The organism is Mesorhizobium hawassense (assembly GCF_003289945.1).
Taxonomy (GTDB): domain Bacteria; phylum Pseudomonadota; class Alphaproteobacteria; order Rhizobiales; family Rhizobiaceae; genus Mesorhizobium; species Mesorhizobium hawassense.
The window spans coordinates 1-14526 of record NZ_QMBP01000012.1; the positions used below are offsets into that span (position 1 = coordinate 1).

The window sequence follows — 14526 nt, forward strand, 5'->3', positions numbered from 1 at the left end:
GAACTCGTTCTTCGACAGAAGCTCGCGAACCTCGAGCTCGACCAGTTCGAGCAGCTCGGCGTCGTCGACCTGGTCGACCTTGTTCAGGAACACCACGATCGAGGGAACGCCGACCTGACGGGCAAGCAGGATGTGCTCGCGGGTCTGCGGCATCGGGCCGTCGGCGGCCGACACGACCAGGATCGCGCCGTCCATCTGGGCAGCGCCGGTGATCATGTTCTTGACATAGTCGGCGTGGCCGGGGCAGTCGACGTGGGCATAGTGACGGTTGGCCGTCTCATACTCGACATGCGCCGTCGAGATGGTGATGCCGCGCGCCTTCTCTTCCGGCGCCGCGTCGATCTGGTCATAGCGCTTGTATTCGCCAAAATACTTCGTGATCGCCGCCGTCAGCGACGTCTTGCCATGATCGACGTGGCCGATCGTGCCAATGTTCACATGCGGCTTGGTGCGCTCGAATTTACCTTTTGCCATAGTCTCTTTCCTTGGACGGCCTTGACCTTCAGTTCAGTCGAATGCGGGGCGATTAGCGACAACGGCTGAAAAACACAAGTGCCTTGTGGCTGAGCGGATTCTCGCTCGACCCGAACCAATGGTCGATTTCGGTGGGATATGACGCGGATATAGGAACGCCGGACATGAAATCAAAGGCTGCGGGCTGGCCCATTGCCGACGCGACGGTGCTCTGATCTTGTCCGCCGCATGCAGTTCAATATCCGCGGCCCGCTGTTCATGATCGTCTCGACGGGGTCCTATCTCGTCAACGACACGATGATGAAGCTCGCGACCGCCGGACTGCCACCCTATGAAGTGCTCCTGCTGCGCGGTGCCGCCGCGACGCTGTGGGGCATACCGCTGCTTTTGATGCTTGGCTACGCCAGGCAGATCCCGTTGCTTTTCGAGCGCAAGGTGCTGCGCCGCAACCTGTTCGAGCTGCTGGCGATCCTGTGCTACGTCGTGGCTTTGGCCAACATGCAGATCGCGGATTCCACCGCGCTTGGGCAGATCACGCCGCTCATCGTTCTGGTCGGCTCCTCGATGCTGTTCGGCGAAAGGATCGGCGCCACGCGCATGGCGCTGATCGGCCTTGGCTTTGTCGGGGCGCTCATGGTGGCGCAGCCGACCATGCAGGGTATTTCGGTCTACGCCCTGCTGGCGCTCGGCAATTCGGCCTTTGCGGCGGTGCGCGATCTTGCCGGCCGCAAGGTGGGCGCCGAGGTGCCCGGCATGATCGTCGCCATCTCCGCAGTCGTGGTGGTGCTGGCCGGCTCAGGCGTGGCGCATCTCGCCTCCGAGCACTGGGTGATGCCCGAAGGACATCATCTGCTGCTGATCGCGGGGGCCGGCCTGTTCCTGATCTTCGGCCATTTCTTCATCTTCATGGCCTACCGGGTCGGACCGACAAGCGCGGTCGCGCCCTTCTATTACTGCTTCACCGTCTGGGCGGTCATTTCGGGGCTGGTGGTGTTCGGGCAGTTCCCCAACGCTCTCGCCGTCTGCGGCATCCTGCTGGTGATGGCCAGCGGCCTGGCGATCGTCTCGCTCGACGAAAGAAAGCGCCGCCTGGCCATGGTCGCCTGAAAACACGAATCCGACGCCCGCCGACCCGAGCGGGTCGGCCTTCGGCGGCCCGGCCGAGTGAGGCTTTCCTTGCCCCCTAAAGCGTGCGCTTGCCGGAAAACTGGTGATAGGCCCAGAGCACGACGACAGAGCCGACCACGGCCACGATCAGACTCCAGATATTGAGGCCGGTGACGCCCGACGCGCCGAAGGCGCTGAAGATCACGCCGCCGACGATGGCGCCGACAATGCCGAGCACGATATCCATGATCATACCCTGGCCGGTCTTGTTGACGATCTTGCTGCCGATGAACCCGGCGACGATGCCGAGAATGATCCAGCTGATGATGCCCATAATTCCCTCCAAATTTCCCCGCGCCCCAATCATTTTCATATGATTGTCAAAAGCTCAAGACAGCTTGAAATTCCGCCCGTTTGCGCCATTCTGAGGCCGGGCGGACTTGGCTGGATAAGGAGATCCACTATGGGCCTTTTCGACAACGCCGTTCCGGGCGGCAACATCACCAAACCCCTGATGATCGCGCTCGGCGCGCTTTTGGTCGGCAAGATGCTGACCGGCAAAAGCGAAGAGGCGGCCGCGCCGCAAGCCCCGGCGCCTACGCCGGCGGACACCGGCGCGTCAGCCGATGGCGGCCTGCTCGGCGGTCTCGGCGGCCTGCTCGACAAGCTGAAGGATGCCGGCCACGGCAGCGTCGCCGACTCCTGGGTCGGCACCGGCCAGAACCAGCAGATCAACCCAGGCGATCTCGGCTCGGCGCTTGGGCCGGCGGTGATCCGCGAGATTGCCCAGCGCACCGGCATGAACGAGCAGGAGTTGCTGCAGCAACTCTCCACCGCGCTGCCCGGCGTCGTCGACAAGCTGACGCCGAACGGCCAGATCCCGCAGAATCATCAAGTCGCTTCGGCCTTCAACAGCTAAGGCGCAAGGCAATTCGAACACGCCGCGCGCCACGGTGCGCGGCGTTTTGTTTGAGGCATCCGAGGAGGAAATCTGGAGCGGGTAGCGGGAATCGAACCCGCATATTCAGCTTGGAAGGCTGCTGCTCTACCACTGAGCTATACCCGCGCCTTACACTGAAGTACCGGATTCACCCGAAAAGCGCCATGCACTTTCGGTCCGAGACTTTTCGTTTCAGGGCTTCCGGGCCGGCAGTGGTGGAGAGGGTTGGATTCGAACCAACGTAGGCTAAGCCAACGGATTTACAGTCCGTCCCCTTTAACCACTCGGGCACCTCTCCAGTCTGCCGCCGGAGCCATGCAACGAGGCATTTTCGCCAATCCGGAGCCCGAGTAGTATCTTCTCCGAAATCAGCGAAGCGCCTTATGGCGGCAAGGCCGGTGGGTGTCAACCGGCGCGGCCAGGGTTTTTCGAAGATGTTCGGCATTCATTGCCGCGGGCCATATCCTTAGCCTGACAGGCCCGCTATAGAGGCCGCATGAACGACGAAAAAAGCAACAAGCCGGGCACCCCAAAGGACACCCACTACGCCAAGCTGCGGCGCGCACATCGCGACCAGAAGGCGGGCGGCGCACCGGCGTTCCGGCCGCGCCAGCCAGTGCCGCCGGGCGAGGCACCCGGCGACGGACTGGTGCGGCTTTACGGCCTGCACACGGTGCGGGCAGCGCTCGACAATCCGCGCCGCAGGATCAAAAAGATGCTGGTGACGCGCAACGCCGCCGAGCGGCTTTCGATCGGCGATCTCGCCGCCCTGCCTTTCAAGGCCGAGCTGGTCGAACCGAAGGACATCGACAGGATCACCGGCTCGGACGCGGTGCACCAGGGCGTGCTGATCGAAGCAGAACCGCTAAAGCCGAAGCGGCTCGACGCGCTCGGCGACACAAGGCTGGTGCTGGTGCTCGACCAGGTGACTGATCCGCACAATGTCGGGGCGATCCTGCGCTCGGCGGTGGCCTTCGGCGCCGGCGCGCTGATCACCACGGCGCGGCACAGCCCGCAAGAATCCGGCGTGCTGGCGAAGTCGGCGTCGGGCGCGCTCGAGCATATCGACCAGATCGAAGTGAAGAACCTCGCCGATGCGCTGGGACAGTTGCACGAGGCCGGCTTCCAGACCATCGGACTCGATTCCGAAGGGCCGGCCGAGCTCGAAAAGACTTTCGGCGGCGAGAAAATCGCGCTGGTACTGGGCGCCGAGGGCAAAGGCCTGCGGCAGAAAACCCGCGAGACGGTGACGGCGCTGGCCCGCCTCGACATGCCCGGCGCCATCCACTCGCTCAACGTGTCGAACGCGGCAGCGGTTAGCCTTTACGCGGCGCAGCGTTGGTTCGCACACCGCATATCGGGCCGATGAATGCCGCTGGATTTTACCGTTCTTGACGCAAAGGGCTATGTCGACCGATGCGTATCGATCGGCCCCGAGGCGCACCATGAAATCATATCAATCGCGAGCGAGAACGAGTTCGAATTTTTTTGCCGTTCAGAGATTTCTATGGAGACGCGACGGTTCCGTTCGGGTCCCTGCCGTCTTTGGCGGCCCAAGTGGCGGCGCTTCAGCAGATCGAGGGAGTTTCAGAGGGGTCCAGAGATTTCCTGGTTCGCCTTTCCGATCTTATCAGCTATGCGATGCAACGAGGCAAATCTATCGAGGCGCTTGCCGACTAGCACTATATGCGGGGTTGGGCGTGCCAAACGGGTTCCCGCGGCGAAACGCAGGAACCCGTTCACTGACAGGAAAAGAGCAGGCGGCGTGGGAACGTTGAGCCGCCCTCTCCTAACCTAAGCCGCCTTGCCCTTGGTTTGGGTTGCTTCTGCGCCAACCTCATGCGCCGCCATCCGCTCCAGCGCCCTGACCAGCGCCGAATGATCTTCCTTGGCGCCGCCATTGGCGGCGCAGGAGTTGAACAGTTGCTGAGTCGTCGAGGTGTTGGGCAGCGAGACGCCGAGCGCCTTGGCGCCTTCCAGCGCGAGGTTAAGATCCTTCTGGTGCAGCTCGATGCGGAAGCCCGGCGCGAAGGTGCGCTTGATCATGCGCTCACCATGCACTTCGAGAATGCGCGAGGCGGCGAGCCCGCCCATCAGCGCCTGCCTGACTTTTGCAGGATCGGCGCCCGCCTTCGAGGCAAACACCAGCGCTTCGCCGACGGCCTCGATGGTCAATGCAACGACGATCTGGTTGGCGACCTTGGTGGTCTGGCCGACGCCGTTCGGGCCGACCAGCGTGATGTTCTTGCCCATCTTCTCGAACACCGGCCTGGCACGCTCGAAGGCCTTGTCCTCGCCGCCGACCATGATGGTCAGCGACGCCGCCTTGGCGCCGACCTCACCGCCCGACACCGGCGCGTCGAGATAATCGCAGCCGAGATCGTTGATCTTCTTGGCGAATTCCTTGGTCGCGATCGGCGAGATCGAGCTCATGTCGATGACGAGCTTGCCCTTGGACAGGCCGCCGGCGACGCCGTTCTCGCCGAACAGCACGTCGGCCACCTGCGGGGTATCCGGCACCATGGTGATGATGATGTCGGCGGCCTTGGCTACGGCGTGGTTGCCGGTCACGGTCTTCAGGCCCTTGGCGGCGAGGTCGGCCGGTGGCTTCGAGCGGTGGTCGCTGGCGACGACTTTGTAACCGGCGTCGAGTAGATGCCCTGCCATGGGCGCTCCCATGATGCCGAGGCCGATGAAACCGATGGTTTCCATTGTTTGCTCCCTGAACGTCTTTGTTCAAATGTATCGAAGGCAGGCGCTGCCCCTCATCCGCCTGCCGGCACCTTCTCCCCGTATAGTGACGGGGAGAAGGGAGGCTCTTAAGCGGCCGCACTCCCCTGCCCGGCGAACGCGCTAAACCAGCTCAGTCCCGCCTCAGTGCCGGCTTTCGGCTTGTATTCGGCGCCGATCCAACCCGAATAGCCCAGCCGGTCGATGTGGTCGTAGAGGAAAGGATAGTTGATCTCGCCCGTCCCCGGCTCGTGACGGCCGGGATTGTCCGCAAGCTGGATATGCGCGATGCGGCCGAGGTTCGCCTCGATCGTACGGGCAAGATCCCCCTCCATGATCTGCATGTGGTAGATGTCGTATTGCAGGAAGATGTTCTTCGAGCCGATGCGGTCGATCAGCGCCAGGGCCTGGTCGGAATAGTTCAGGAAGAAGCCCGGAATGTCGCGAGTGTTGATCGGCTCGATCAGCAGCCTGATGCCAGCCTGCTCCAGCTTCTCGGCAGCGAAGGCCAGGTTCTCGGCAAAGACGTTCTCCAAAACAGTGCGGTCTGCGCCCTGCGGCGCGATGCCGGCAAGACAGTTGATCTGCTCGCAGCCGAGCGCGTGGGCGTAGGTTATCGCCTTGGCGACGCCCTGCCGGAATTCCGGCACGCGGTCGGGCAGCACGGCGATGCCGCGCTCGCCTTTCGCCCAGTCGCCGGCCGGCAGGTTGAAGAGGACCTGTGTCAGCCCGTTCTTCTTCAGACGCGCCGAGACGACGTCCGGCGCATGGTCATAGGGAGCGATATATTCGACACCCTTGAAACCGGCGCGGGCGGCGGCATCGAAGCGGTCGAGGAACTCGTACTCGCCGAAGAGCATCGAAAGATTGGCTGAAAAACGCGGCATTCCTTTTCTCCTTCTCTCCGTCGGACCTTAATCGAGCATGACGATGGCCGTCGGCGCATCTTCATGGCTCTCGGCGAGTTCCTCGAATTCGGTGACCTTGTCGATTTCCGTGCCCATGGAAATGTTGGTGACGCGCTCGAGGATGAATTCCAGAACGACCGGGACCTGGTGTTCCTTCATCAGCAGCTGGGCCTCCTTGAAGGCGCCTGCGAACTCTGCCGGCTTGCGCACGCGGACCGCCTTGCAACCCATCGCCTCGGCGACCGCGACATGATCGACGCCGTAGCCCGCTTCGGGATCACCCGCACGGTTGACGTTCTCGAAGGCGAGGCTCACCTCGTAATCCATCGAAAAGCCGCGCTGCGCCTGGCGGATCAGGCCGAGATAGGCGTTGTTCACGACGACGTGGATGTAGGGCAGCTTGTGCTGCGCGCCGACCGCCAGCTCCTCGATCATGAACTGGAAATCGTAGTCGCCGGACAGCGCCACGATATCGCGGTCCGGATCGGCGGCGCGCACGCCGAGTGCTGCCGGCAGCGTCCAGCCGAGCGGGCCTGCCTGGCCGCAATTGATCCAGTTGCGCGGCTTGTAGACATGCAGGAACTGCGCGCCGGCGATCTGCGACAGGCCGATGGTGGTGATATAGGTGGTGTCGCGGCCAAAGGCCTTGTTCATCTCCTCATAGACGCGCTGGGGCTTCAGCGGCACCTGCTCGAAATGCGTCTTGCGCTTCATCGTCTTCTTGCGCTGCTGGCACTCCTTCGCCCAGCCCGACCAGTCGCGCAGCTTGCCGGCCGTGCGCCATTCGGTGGCGACGTCGAGCAGGATCTTCAGCGCTGCGCCCGCATCCGAGACCACGCCGAGATCCGGCGCGAAGACGCGGCCGATCTGCGTCGGCTCGATGTCCACATGGATGAACTTCTTGCCCTTTGTGTAAACGTCGACCGAGCCGGTGTGGCGATTGGCCCAGCGGTTGCCGATGCCGAAAACGAAATCGGACGCCAGCATCGTCGCATTGCCGTAGCGGTGCGAGGTCTGCAGGCCGCACATGCCGGCCATCAGCCGGTGATCGTCGGGGATAGCGCCCCAGCCCATCAATGTCGGGATGACCGGCACGCCGGTGATCTCGGCAAACTCGATCAAAAGGTCCGAGGCATCGGCGTTGATGATGCCGCCGCCGGCGACGATCAGCGGCTTTTCGGCCTCGTTGAGCATCGCCAGCGCCTTTTCGGCCTGGGCGCGGGTCATCGCCGGCTTGAAGGGGCTGAGCGGCTCATAGGCGTCGATGTCGAACTCGATCTCGGCAAGCTGCACGTCGACCGGCAGGTCGATCAACACCGGGCCCGGCCGCGAGGAGCGCATCAGGTGGAAGGCCTTCTGCAGCGCCATCGGCACCAAATAGGGCTCCATGACGGTGACCGCCCATTTGGCGACGGGTGCCGCGATCGAAGCGATGTCGACGGCCTGGAAGTCCTCCTTGTTGAGGCGCGCGCGGGGGGCTTGGCCAGTTATGCACAAGATCGGGATGGAATCCGCCGACGCCGAATAAAGGCCGGTGATCATGTCGGTGCCGGCCGGACCGGAGGTGCCGATGCACAGCCCGATATTGCCGGCCTTGGCCCTGGTATAGCCTTCGGCCATGTGCGAGGCGCCCTCGACATGGCGGGCAAGCACGTGGCGGATGGTGCCGCGTGCCTTCAACGCCGAATAAAGCGGATTGATCGCCGCGCCCGGCACGCCGAAGGCATTGGTGATGCCTTCCTTTTCGAGAACGAGAACCGCTGCGTCGACAGCGCGCATCTTGGCCATAACAAGCCTCCACTTCATTGGTTGGCTTGATAGTGACAGCGCGCTTTTGATTTTTCAATTTTTTCAGAATATTTTTTCATTTCTAGAAGACGGTCGTTATTAACTGATTTCACTCCACTTTTCGTTTTCCAGAGAATCTATCGCGACAATCTCTGAAAAACTTTTTCATTGCATCCAACGCCAAATCAGCGAGAATGCGGCTTATGGAAACGACGGAAAAACGCCAGCGCGGCCGGCCGCGCGCCTTCAACGGCCCCTCCGAGGCGGCATCGGTGCAGTCGCTCGACCGGGCGCTGCGCATCCTGGCGATCGTCGCCGAGGCCAGCGGCCTGTCGCTGAGCGAAATCGCGGCGCAAAGCGGCATTGCCGCCTCCACCGCCTACAGAATGCTGACGACGCTGGAAAACCACGGCATGGTCGAGTTCGACACGACCGACCAGTTGTGGTCGGTTGGCGTCGAGACCTACCGCATGGGCTCGGCCTTCCTGCGCCGGCGCAAGCTCGTCGACCGCGCCCGCATCGTCATGCAGGAATTGATGGAAAAGACCGGCGAGACTGCCAATCTCGGCGTCGCGGAGGACGACTGCGTCGTTTTCGTCAACCAGGTCGAGACGCATCAAGCGATCCGCGCCTTCTTTCGCCCCGGCACGCGCAGCCCATTTCATGCTTCCGGCATCGGCAAGGCTGTGCTGGCACATCTCGAGCCGGAGCGGGTCGCCGCCATCCTGCGCAAGGCGGGCCTGCAGCGCTACACCGACAAGACGCTCTCCGACATCTCGGCGCTCGCCCATGACCTCGCCACGATCAAGCATCGCGGCTGGTCGGTCGACGACGAGGAGCGCCATCCCGGCATGCGCTGCGTGGCCGCCGCCATCTTCGACGAGTATGGCGAGCCGATCGGCGGCGTTTCGGTGTCCGGTCCGACGGTGCGGGTCACGCCCGGGCGGCTGGCCGAGATCGGTCCGCTGGTGCGCGACGCCGCGGCCGCGGTGACGAAGATGATCGGCGGCGCCAGAGCGGGCTGATCGAGGGAAAGCGTTCCGCGATTTCTCATGATCATCCGCCCGGCAGGGCGCTCCTGGTAGCTATCGCGAAGAAATCGAGCAGGATGGCGCCGCCGACACCGCAAGCGGTGAAGACGAGCCCGGTGATGAAGATGCGGTTGGCGCGCTCGAAGACGCGCCGCTGCAACGACTTGATGTCGAGCAGCATGGCAAGCGCCCGCATCTGCAGCGCGATGCCGACCAGGATCGGCAGCACCGCGATCAGATGATAGGTCTGCCAGGGGATCGGATTGGCGGCCCAATGGGTGATGAACCCCAGCGAAAAGGCCAGGAGAATGCCGACCGTGGTGACGGTGCCATTGCGAAAGGTCGTCTCGACCACATCTTCCTTTGGGTCCTGCTCGTCCAAACCACCACCCTCCCCCATCTCGGCGGGTCCAGACTAGACGCTGGCAAATTCGCTGTACACCTTCGCGTGCAGGGACTTGGGTCGCCTTGCCGGCGCCTTCGAATGCGTGCGAAAGGGCGCGCATGCGGAAAACAATTCAGCTTCTATCGGTCGCTTCGTTGTGCGGATGCGTGGCGGCGGCGCCACCGCCGCTCGGGCCCGGCGGCAACGCCAGCTCCAACCAACGCGTCGATCCGATGCCGATCTCGCTGGCCATGGAGGAAATCATCACCGCCGGCGTCCGCCAGCATTTGAAGAACCCGATCGCCGCGAAGTTCGGAACGATGCTCGCCGGAGAGCGCACAATGAGCGGCCGCCACGAGATCGTGGTGTGCGGCTATGTCGACGACAAGGGCTCTCCGGGCGGCAACGAAGCTTTCATCGGCAAGATCTATCCGGATGACGGAAACAGTTTCGAGCTGGTGGCGATAGACGACATCTCCATCGGCAGCGCCTGCCGCATGGCAGGATTGGCAGTGCCCGAGCCCACTTCGAAGCCTTAGACCAGGCGAAAGCAGAAGATCGCAGGTTTCAAGCCTATCGGCGGATATCTAACGTTCAAACGCAAGAAGAGGGGCTGCGCGCAGCCCCTCTTTCCTGGTCCGCCTTTCTCTTACAGATGGCAATAGTGCGGGTAGCCGTCGTAGCCGATGTAGGTGTTGGAACCCGGGTCATAGCTGCCGTAGCGGGCCATGCAGCGGCGAACGTGCCAGGAACCTTCGTAGCCGTCTTCCTCGACATAGACCGGGCGCGGCTGCTGCTGGGAGAGAAGGCTGCCGAGGACGAAGCCGCCAACGCCGGCAGCAATGCCGATGCCGAGTTCGCGGTTGTGATGGTTGTGAGCAGCCGAGGGCTGGACGGTGCCGACGAGCGAGCCGGCGGCGACGGTGGTGGCGATGAGGCCGGAAACGATGGTGCGCTTGAACATGACGATCTCCTTGGTTTCGTTGGAGAGGCGAACCATCCGCCTCTTGATCATGGGTCGTCGCGGCGTGGAAAAAGGTTCGAAGATTTTTTGAGATTTTTCCGCCGCCTGCTTTCGCCAGACTGCCGGTCGTCGGCCAACTCGCGCGCCAGAATGCAAAAAGGGCGGCCCGAGGCCGCCCTTCGAAGACAATGGTCTTCTCGTTCAAAGGAAGATGATCACCTTGCCGTGGTGGTGATGGTGATGATGGTGATTGTAGTGCCACCACCACCAAGGCATGTCGTGGCGATGGTGATGGTGGTGATGATGGTTGCCATGCGCCGACGACGTCTCGACCGTGGCGGCGAGCGCGCCGGTGGCAACGAAAACGGCGACGAGGCCCGAGGTAAGAGTGCGCTTCAACATGATGATCTCCTGGATCCTTGATCGAGGCGACCATTCGCCTCTCGGGAGATCAGTCGTGGCGAAGCGGCAAAAGGTTCGAAGGTTTTGAGTGAGTAGTGGTTAGTGAGTAGTCGGTAGCCGGCGTTGGCGGAGTCCCCCTACTCACTACTGCCTACTGACTGCTCACTCACTTCACCCCATCCCCGTCACATGCCTCAGCCAGAAGGCGAGCACGATGAAGCCGACGAAGGTGGCGACGCCGGTCCAGTCGATGTTGGCCTTCTTCAGGTCGCTGACGACCTTAACCAGCAGAAGCCAGGTCACGACGATGAGCGGCAGGATGATGACGAACCTGATCATGCGGCACCCCGTTCGATGCGATTGCACCTAACAAAGATGTAGGAAGCCACGCGTCGGATTTCAGCATGCCAACCTGGCGTCAGGTCCGTTAGCAAGCCGAAACGGAGTTTTGTCTTTACTGGCGCACGGAATATGCTACCGGAGCGCCATGCCCTTGTAGCTCAGCTGGTAGAGCAGCGGTTTTGTAAACCGAAGGTCGCGGGTTCGATCCCTGCCGGGGGCACCATCCTTCGCTCTTCGAGCTTCGGACTTTTCGAGCTTCGGCAAAGTGCGCTACCGGCAACTCATCGACTAATATGTCAAGGGCAAGCGCAAGCAGGGATGTCACCTGCAGGGCGGCTGAGCGATCGGAAAAGGCGAAGCCTACAGCGCTCTTTGCGGACAGGGCGTTCCGGTGGCGTCACCACAGCGGGAAGCGGTAGGCTGCGGGCGCTGGCTCATCTCTTCGGAATGACGCACCAATTCAGCGAACATCAGCGCGAAACTTCCCATCATCAGGAAGACTATGATCAGACGCGTTACTGGCAATAGACAGGTCTCTCGACTGGTCAGCCCCCGCCAACCCATCCACTGTCGGCTAACATGATCGATCCGGCTTTACGAGTGTTTAAGCTTCGTCTTAACCATTACAGCCATCACATTCGTTGCGCCTCTGTCACGAAGCGCGATTGCGTGTCGCCGACCCCACCGGCCAGCGCAGCATAGCGCCCTTCACAGAGACGGGCGCCGCATGCTACGCCGTCGCCGGCGCGGCCCGGCAAATGGTCGCCCTCCGGGAGCCATGAGCAAAGCCGCCAGCCGTTTCGCCTTCGTCTCTTCCGATACCGACGACGCCCGCGCCGCGCTGGAAAGCCTGTCGGCGCGCTATGGCCAGGTGCCTGTCGCGGAGGCCGAGATCATCATTGCGCTCGGCGGCGACGGTTTTCTGCTGCAGACGCTGCGCGACACGATGAGCACGGGTAAGAAGGTCTACGGCATGAACCGTGGCACCATCGGCTTCCTGATGAACGAATATCGCGCCGGTGGCCTCGAGGAGCGCATCGCCGCCGCGGTCGCCGAGACGATCCGCCCGCTGGAAATGGTCGCGGTGACCCATGACGGCGAAACGATTTCGGCGCCGGCCATCAACGAGGTCGCGCTGTGGCGCCAGTCCTACCAGACGGCGAAGATCCGTATCACCGTAGACGGGCAGGTGCGGCTGGAGGAGCTGAATTGCGACGGCGTGATGATCGCGACGCCCGCCGGTTCCACCGCCTATAACCTGTCGGCGCACGGGCCGATCCTGCCGCTCGATGCGCCCCTGCTGGCGCTGACGCCGGTTAGCCCCTTCCGGCCACGCCGCTGGCGCGGGGCGCTGCTCTCCAACAAGGCAACCGTGCGCTTCGATATCCTGGAGGGCGAAAAGCGCCCTGTGAACGCCGCCGCCGACCACACCGAGGTCAAGGCGGTGGCCTCCGTCACCGTGCGGGAATCGCCGACTGCGACGGCCACTTTGCTGTTCGATCCGAACCATTCATGGAACGAACGTATCCTTGCCGAGCAATTCCGCTATTGAGCCGGCGCAGCGATACTGTTTCGATCAATGCATGTCGCCCAAAAGGGCGCGGCGGCTTTGGGAAAGCGACATGCATCAAGCAAAGACCGAAGCGCGTAGCCTGATTCCGTTTCGGCGCGACGCGCTTTAAGCATCGCGATTAAGGGTACGTCTTCACAATCGCCGTATTTGCGCCCGTTTCTGTTGACAAATCGCGGACTTGCGCCTAACTGCAACCGCGATCTTGCAGGCGCGCGGCGCCTGCCGCAACTCGTGTTGCGATTTTTTCCGAACCAGCCAAAAGACAGCCACCACTTGTCCTCAGACACTCAGACCGCTCAAGAAGCGTTGACATTCTCGGACCTTGGCCTTTCGCCGAAGGTCCTCTCCGCAGTCAGCGATGCCGGCTACACCAAGCCGACTCCGATCCAGGCCGGCGCCATCCCGCACGCGCTGCTCGGCAAGGATGTACTGGGCATCGCCCAGACCGGCACCGGCAAGACCGCTTCCTTCGTGTTGCCGATGCTGACGCGCCTGGAAAAGGGCCGCGCCCGCGCTCGCATGCCGCGCACGCTGATCCTCGAGCCGACCCGCGAGCTTGCCGCGCAGGTTGAGGAAAACTTCATCAAATACGGCAAGAACCACAAGCTCAACATCGCGCTCCTGATCGGCGGCGTCTCCTTCGACGAGCAGGACAAGAAGCTCGAACGCGGCGCCGACGTGCTGATCGCGACGCCCGGTCGTCTGCTCGACCACCGCGAGCGCGGCAAGCTGCTGCTCAACGGTGTCGAGATCCTCGTCATCGACGAGGCCGACCGCATGCTCGACATGGGCTTCATCCCCGATATCGAGCGCATCTGCGAGATGATCCCGTTCACGCGCCAGACGCTGTTCTTCTCGGCGACGATGCCGCCGGAGATCACCAAGCTCACCGAGAAATTCCTGCACGCGCCGGTGCGCGTCGAGGTCTCCAAGGCTGCCTCCACCGCGACCAGCATCACGCAGCGCCTGGTCAAGTCCGGCAACAAGCCCTGGGACAAGCGCGAGACGCTGCGCAACCTGATCAAGGCCGAAGACGCCGACCTGAAGAACGCCATCATCTTCTGCAACCGCAAGGTCGAGGTGTCGGAGCTGTTCCGCTCGCTGCTCAAGCATGATTTCGACGCGGGCGCCCTGCATGGCGACATGGACCAGCGCGCGCGTATGCAGATGCTAGCGAATTTCCGCGACGGCAAACTGCGCTATCTCGTTGCCTCGGACGTCGCGGCGCGCGGCCTCGACATTCCCGATGTCAGCCACGTCTTCAACTACGACGTGCCGATCCATGCCGAGGACTATGTCCACCGCATCGGCCGCACCGGCCGCGCCGGACGCGCCGGGAAGTCCTTCACCATCGCCACGCGTTCCGACACCAAATATGTCGACGCCATCGAGAGGCTGATCGGCACCAAGATCGAGTGGCATGACGGCGACCTGTCGACCGTGACCGAAAGCGAAGGCGAGGAGTCGCCCCGCCGTGGTCGCGGTGCGCCGCGTCGCGCCGGCCGCAAGGACGAAGACCGCAAGGACCGCGGCGAGCGCAAGAAGGACCGTCACGCCAAGCGCGACGAGACGCCCGAGGTCCCGCGTGAAGAGCAGCCTGTCGCCGAAGTGGCCGATATCGCCGAGCGCCGCGCCCGCAAGGACGCGATCCGCTCCGAGAACGAGCGCAAGAGCTCGGGCAACCGCCATGAACAGCGCGGCGACGCCCGTCCGCAGCGCGACCGCCCTGGTCGCCATCGCGAAGACGACGACGCGACCGTCGGCTTCGGCGACGACGTGCCGGCGTTCATGCGGATCGTCGCGAAGGTCTGAACTTCACACCAGAATGAGTAGAATCGAAACGGCCCCGAACGGGGCCGTTTCTCTTTGCAACATTTGCTCG

General features: G+C 62.9%; 16 protein-coding genes and 3 tRNA genes. 8 read left to right on the forward strand and 11 right to left on the reverse strand.

What is annotated here, in order from left to right:
* Positions 1–474, reverse strand: a 474-nt coding sequence (locus DPM33_RS22605; RefSeq protein ID WP_146770308.1) for a GTP-binding protein, incomplete at its 3' end; no start/stop codon positions are given.
* Positions 475–702: 228 nt separating this feature from the next.
* On the opposite strand from DPM33_RS22605, the gene DPM33_RS22610 reads away from it, so the two are divergent.
* On the forward strand, positions 703–1581 hold the full coding sequence (locus tag DPM33_RS22610) for a DMT family transporter (protein WP_112099636.1): 879 nt from the start codon (positions 703–705) through the stop codon (positions 1579–1581).
* Between the two features lie 76 nt (positions 1582–1657).
* On the opposite strand, the gene DPM33_RS22615 is transcribed toward DPM33_RS22610, so the two are convergent.
* Positions 1658–1915, reverse strand: coding sequence for a GlsB/YeaQ/YmgE family stress response membrane protein (locus DPM33_RS22615; RefSeq protein WP_112099637.1), 258 nt, complete (start codon positions 1913–1915; stop codon positions 1658–1660).
* Between the two features lie 129 nt (positions 1916–2044).
* Between DPM33_RS22615 and DPM33_RS22620 the strand changes: the two genes are divergently transcribed.
* Complete coding sequence (locus tag DPM33_RS22620; protein WP_112099638.1) at positions 2045–2500, forward strand: YidB family protein; 456 nt, start codon at positions 2045–2047, stop codon at positions 2498–2500.
* A gap of 73 nt (positions 2501–2573) precedes the next feature.
* Here the strand turns inward: DPM33_RS22620 and DPM33_RS22625 are convergent.
* Positions 2574–2647: transfer RNA gene (locus tag DPM33_RS22625), tRNA-Gly, on the reverse strand.
* An 87-nt stretch (positions 2648–2734) separates the two neighbouring features.
* Positions 2735–2819 (reverse strand) — tRNA-Tyr (locus tag DPM33_RS22630).
* 198 nt (positions 2820–3017) lie between these two features.
* On the opposite strand from DPM33_RS22630, the gene DPM33_RS22635 reads away from it, so the two are divergent.
* Complete coding sequence (locus DPM33_RS22635) at positions 3018–3890, forward strand: TrmH family RNA methyltransferase (RefSeq protein ID WP_112099639.1); 873 nt, start codon at positions 3018–3020, stop codon at positions 3888–3890.
* A gap of 425 nt (positions 3891–4315) precedes the next feature.
* Here DPM33_RS22635 and DPM33_RS22645 read toward each other — a convergent pair whose 3' ends face one another.
* The 3 genes from DPM33_RS22645 to gcl form a co-directional block, all read right to left on the reverse strand.
* The gene (locus DPM33_RS22645; protein ID WP_112099641.1) at positions 4316–5233 is read right to left on the reverse strand and encodes a 2-hydroxy-3-oxopropionate reductase; all 918 of its coding nucleotides are present in this window, start codon (positions 5231–5233) and stop codon (positions 4316–4318) included.
* A 107-nt stretch (positions 5234–5340) separates the two neighbouring features.
* Entirely contained in the window at positions 5341–6138 is a 798-nt protein-coding gene (gene hyi, locus DPM33_RS22650) for a hydroxypyruvate isomerase (RefSeq protein WP_112099642.1), read from the reverse strand.
* Positions 6139–6165: 27 nt separating this feature from the next.
* On the reverse strand, positions 6166–7947 hold the full coding sequence (gene gcl, locus DPM33_RS22655; RefSeq protein ID WP_112099643.1) for a glyoxylate carboligase: 1782 nt from the start codon (positions 7945–7947) through the stop codon (positions 6166–6168).
* Between the two features lie 203 nt (positions 7948–8150).
* Between gcl and bhcR the strand changes: the two genes are divergently transcribed.
* Positions 8151–8972, forward strand: a complete 822-nt coding sequence (gene bhcR / locus DPM33_RS22660) for an HTH-type transcriptional regulator BhcR (protein WP_112099644.1) — start codon at positions 8151–8153, stop codon at positions 8970–8972.
* Positions 8973–9003: 31 nt separating this feature from the next.
* Here bhcR and DPM33_RS22665 read toward each other — a convergent pair whose 3' ends face one another.
* A complete protein-coding gene (locus DPM33_RS22665; protein ID WP_112099645.1) occupies positions 9004–9360 on the reverse strand; it encodes a hypothetical protein in 357 nt (118 codons plus the stop codon).
* A 122-nt stretch (positions 9361–9482) separates the two neighbouring features.
* Between DPM33_RS22665 and DPM33_RS22670 the strand changes: the two genes are divergently transcribed.
* On the forward strand, positions 9483–9902 hold the full coding sequence (locus DPM33_RS22670; RefSeq protein ID WP_112099646.1) for a hypothetical protein: 420 nt from the start codon (positions 9483–9485) through the stop codon (positions 9900–9902).
* A gap of 110 nt (positions 9903–10012) precedes the next feature.
* Here the strand turns inward: DPM33_RS22670 and DPM33_RS22675 are convergent, their stop codons facing one another.
* The 3 genes from DPM33_RS22675 to DPM33_RS22685 form a co-directional block, all read right to left on the reverse strand.
* Positions 10013–10378 carry a BA14K family protein gene (locus DPM33_RS22675; RefSeq protein ID WP_245442321.1) on the reverse strand — a complete coding sequence of 122 codons (366 nt, stop codon included), beginning with the start codon at positions 10376–10378 and terminating at the stop codon, positions 10013–10015.
* A gap of 150 nt (positions 10379–10528) precedes the next feature.
* Positions 10529–10729: a hypothetical protein gene (locus DPM33_RS22680; RefSeq protein WP_112099647.1), complete on the reverse strand. Its 201-nt coding sequence runs from the start codon at positions 10727–10729 to the stop codon at positions 10529–10531.
* Between the two features lie 171 nt (positions 10730–10900).
* Positions 10901–11068: a hypothetical protein gene (locus tag DPM33_RS22685; protein WP_095767587.1), complete on the reverse strand. Its 168-nt coding sequence runs from the start codon at positions 11066–11068 to the stop codon at positions 10901–10903.
* A 150-nt stretch (positions 11069–11218) separates the two neighbouring features.
* Between DPM33_RS22685 and DPM33_RS22690 the strand changes: the two genes are divergently transcribed.
* The 3 genes from DPM33_RS22690 (at position 11219) to DPM33_RS22705 (ending at position 14456) form a co-directional block, all read left to right on the forward strand.
* Positions 11219–11294 (forward strand) — tRNA-Thr (locus DPM33_RS22690).
* Between the two features lie 555 nt (positions 11295–11849).
* Positions 11850–12623: an NAD kinase gene (locus DPM33_RS22700; RefSeq protein WP_112099649.1), complete on the forward strand. Its 774-nt coding sequence runs from the start codon at positions 11850–11852 to the stop codon at positions 12621–12623.
* 294 nt (positions 12624–12917) lie between these two features.
* Positions 12918–14456: a DEAD/DEAH box helicase gene (locus DPM33_RS22705; RefSeq protein ID WP_167449182.1), complete on the forward strand. Its 1539-nt coding sequence runs from the start codon at positions 12918–12920 to the stop codon at positions 14454–14456.
* Positions 14457–14526 lie beyond the last annotated feature (70 nt).

Bases quoted from the DNA above. Each gene is read 5' to 3' on its own strand.
- DPM33_RS22610 (WP_112099636.1), top strand. From the start codon at position 703: ATGCAGTTCAATATCCGCGGCCCGCTGTTCATGATCGTCTCGACGGGG.
- DPM33_RS22615 (WP_112099637.1), bottom strand. From the start codon at position 1,915: ATGGGCATCATCAGCTGGATCATTCTCGGCATCGTCGCCGGGTTCATC.
- DPM33_RS22620 (WP_112099638.1), top strand. From the start codon at position 2,045: ATGGGCCTTTTCGACAACGCCGTTCCGGGCGGCAACATCACCAAACCC.
- DPM33_RS22635 (WP_112099639.1), top strand. From the start codon at position 3,018: ATGAACGACGAAAAAAGCAACAAGCCGGGCACCCCAAAGGACACCCAC.
- DPM33_RS22645 (WP_112099641.1), bottom strand. From the start codon at position 5,233: ATGGAAACCATCGGTTTCATCGGCCTCGGCATCATGGGAGCGCCCATG.
- hyi (WP_112099642.1), bottom strand. From the start codon at position 6,138: ATGCCGCGTTTTTCAGCCAATCTTTCGATGCTCTTCGGCGAGTACGAG.
- gcl (WP_112099643.1), bottom strand. From the start codon at position 7,947: ATGGCCAAGATGCGCGCTGTCGACGCAGCGGTTCTCGTTCTCGAAAAG.
- bhcR (WP_112099644.1), top strand. From the start codon at position 8,151: ATGGAAACGACGGAAAAACGCCAGCGCGGCCGGCCGCGCGCCTTCAAC.
- DPM33_RS22670 (WP_112099646.1), top strand. From the start codon at position 9,483: ATGCGGAAAACAATTCAGCTTCTATCGGTCGCTTCGTTGTGCGGATGC.
- DPM33_RS22675 (WP_245442321.1), bottom strand. From the start codon at position 10,378: ATGATCAAGAGGCGGATGGTTCGCCTCTCCAACGAAACCAAGGAGATC.
- DPM33_RS22680 (WP_112099647.1), bottom strand. From the start codon at position 10,729: ATGTTGAAGCGCACTCTTACCTCGGGCCTCGTCGCCGTTTTCGTTGCC.
- DPM33_RS22685 (WP_095767587.1), bottom strand. From the start codon at position 11,068: ATGATCAGGTTCGTCATCATCCTGCCGCTCATCGTCGTGACCTGGCTT.
- DPM33_RS22700 (WP_112099649.1), top strand. From the start codon at position 11,850: ATGAGCAAAGCCGCCAGCCGTTTCGCCTTCGTCTCTTCCGATACCGAC.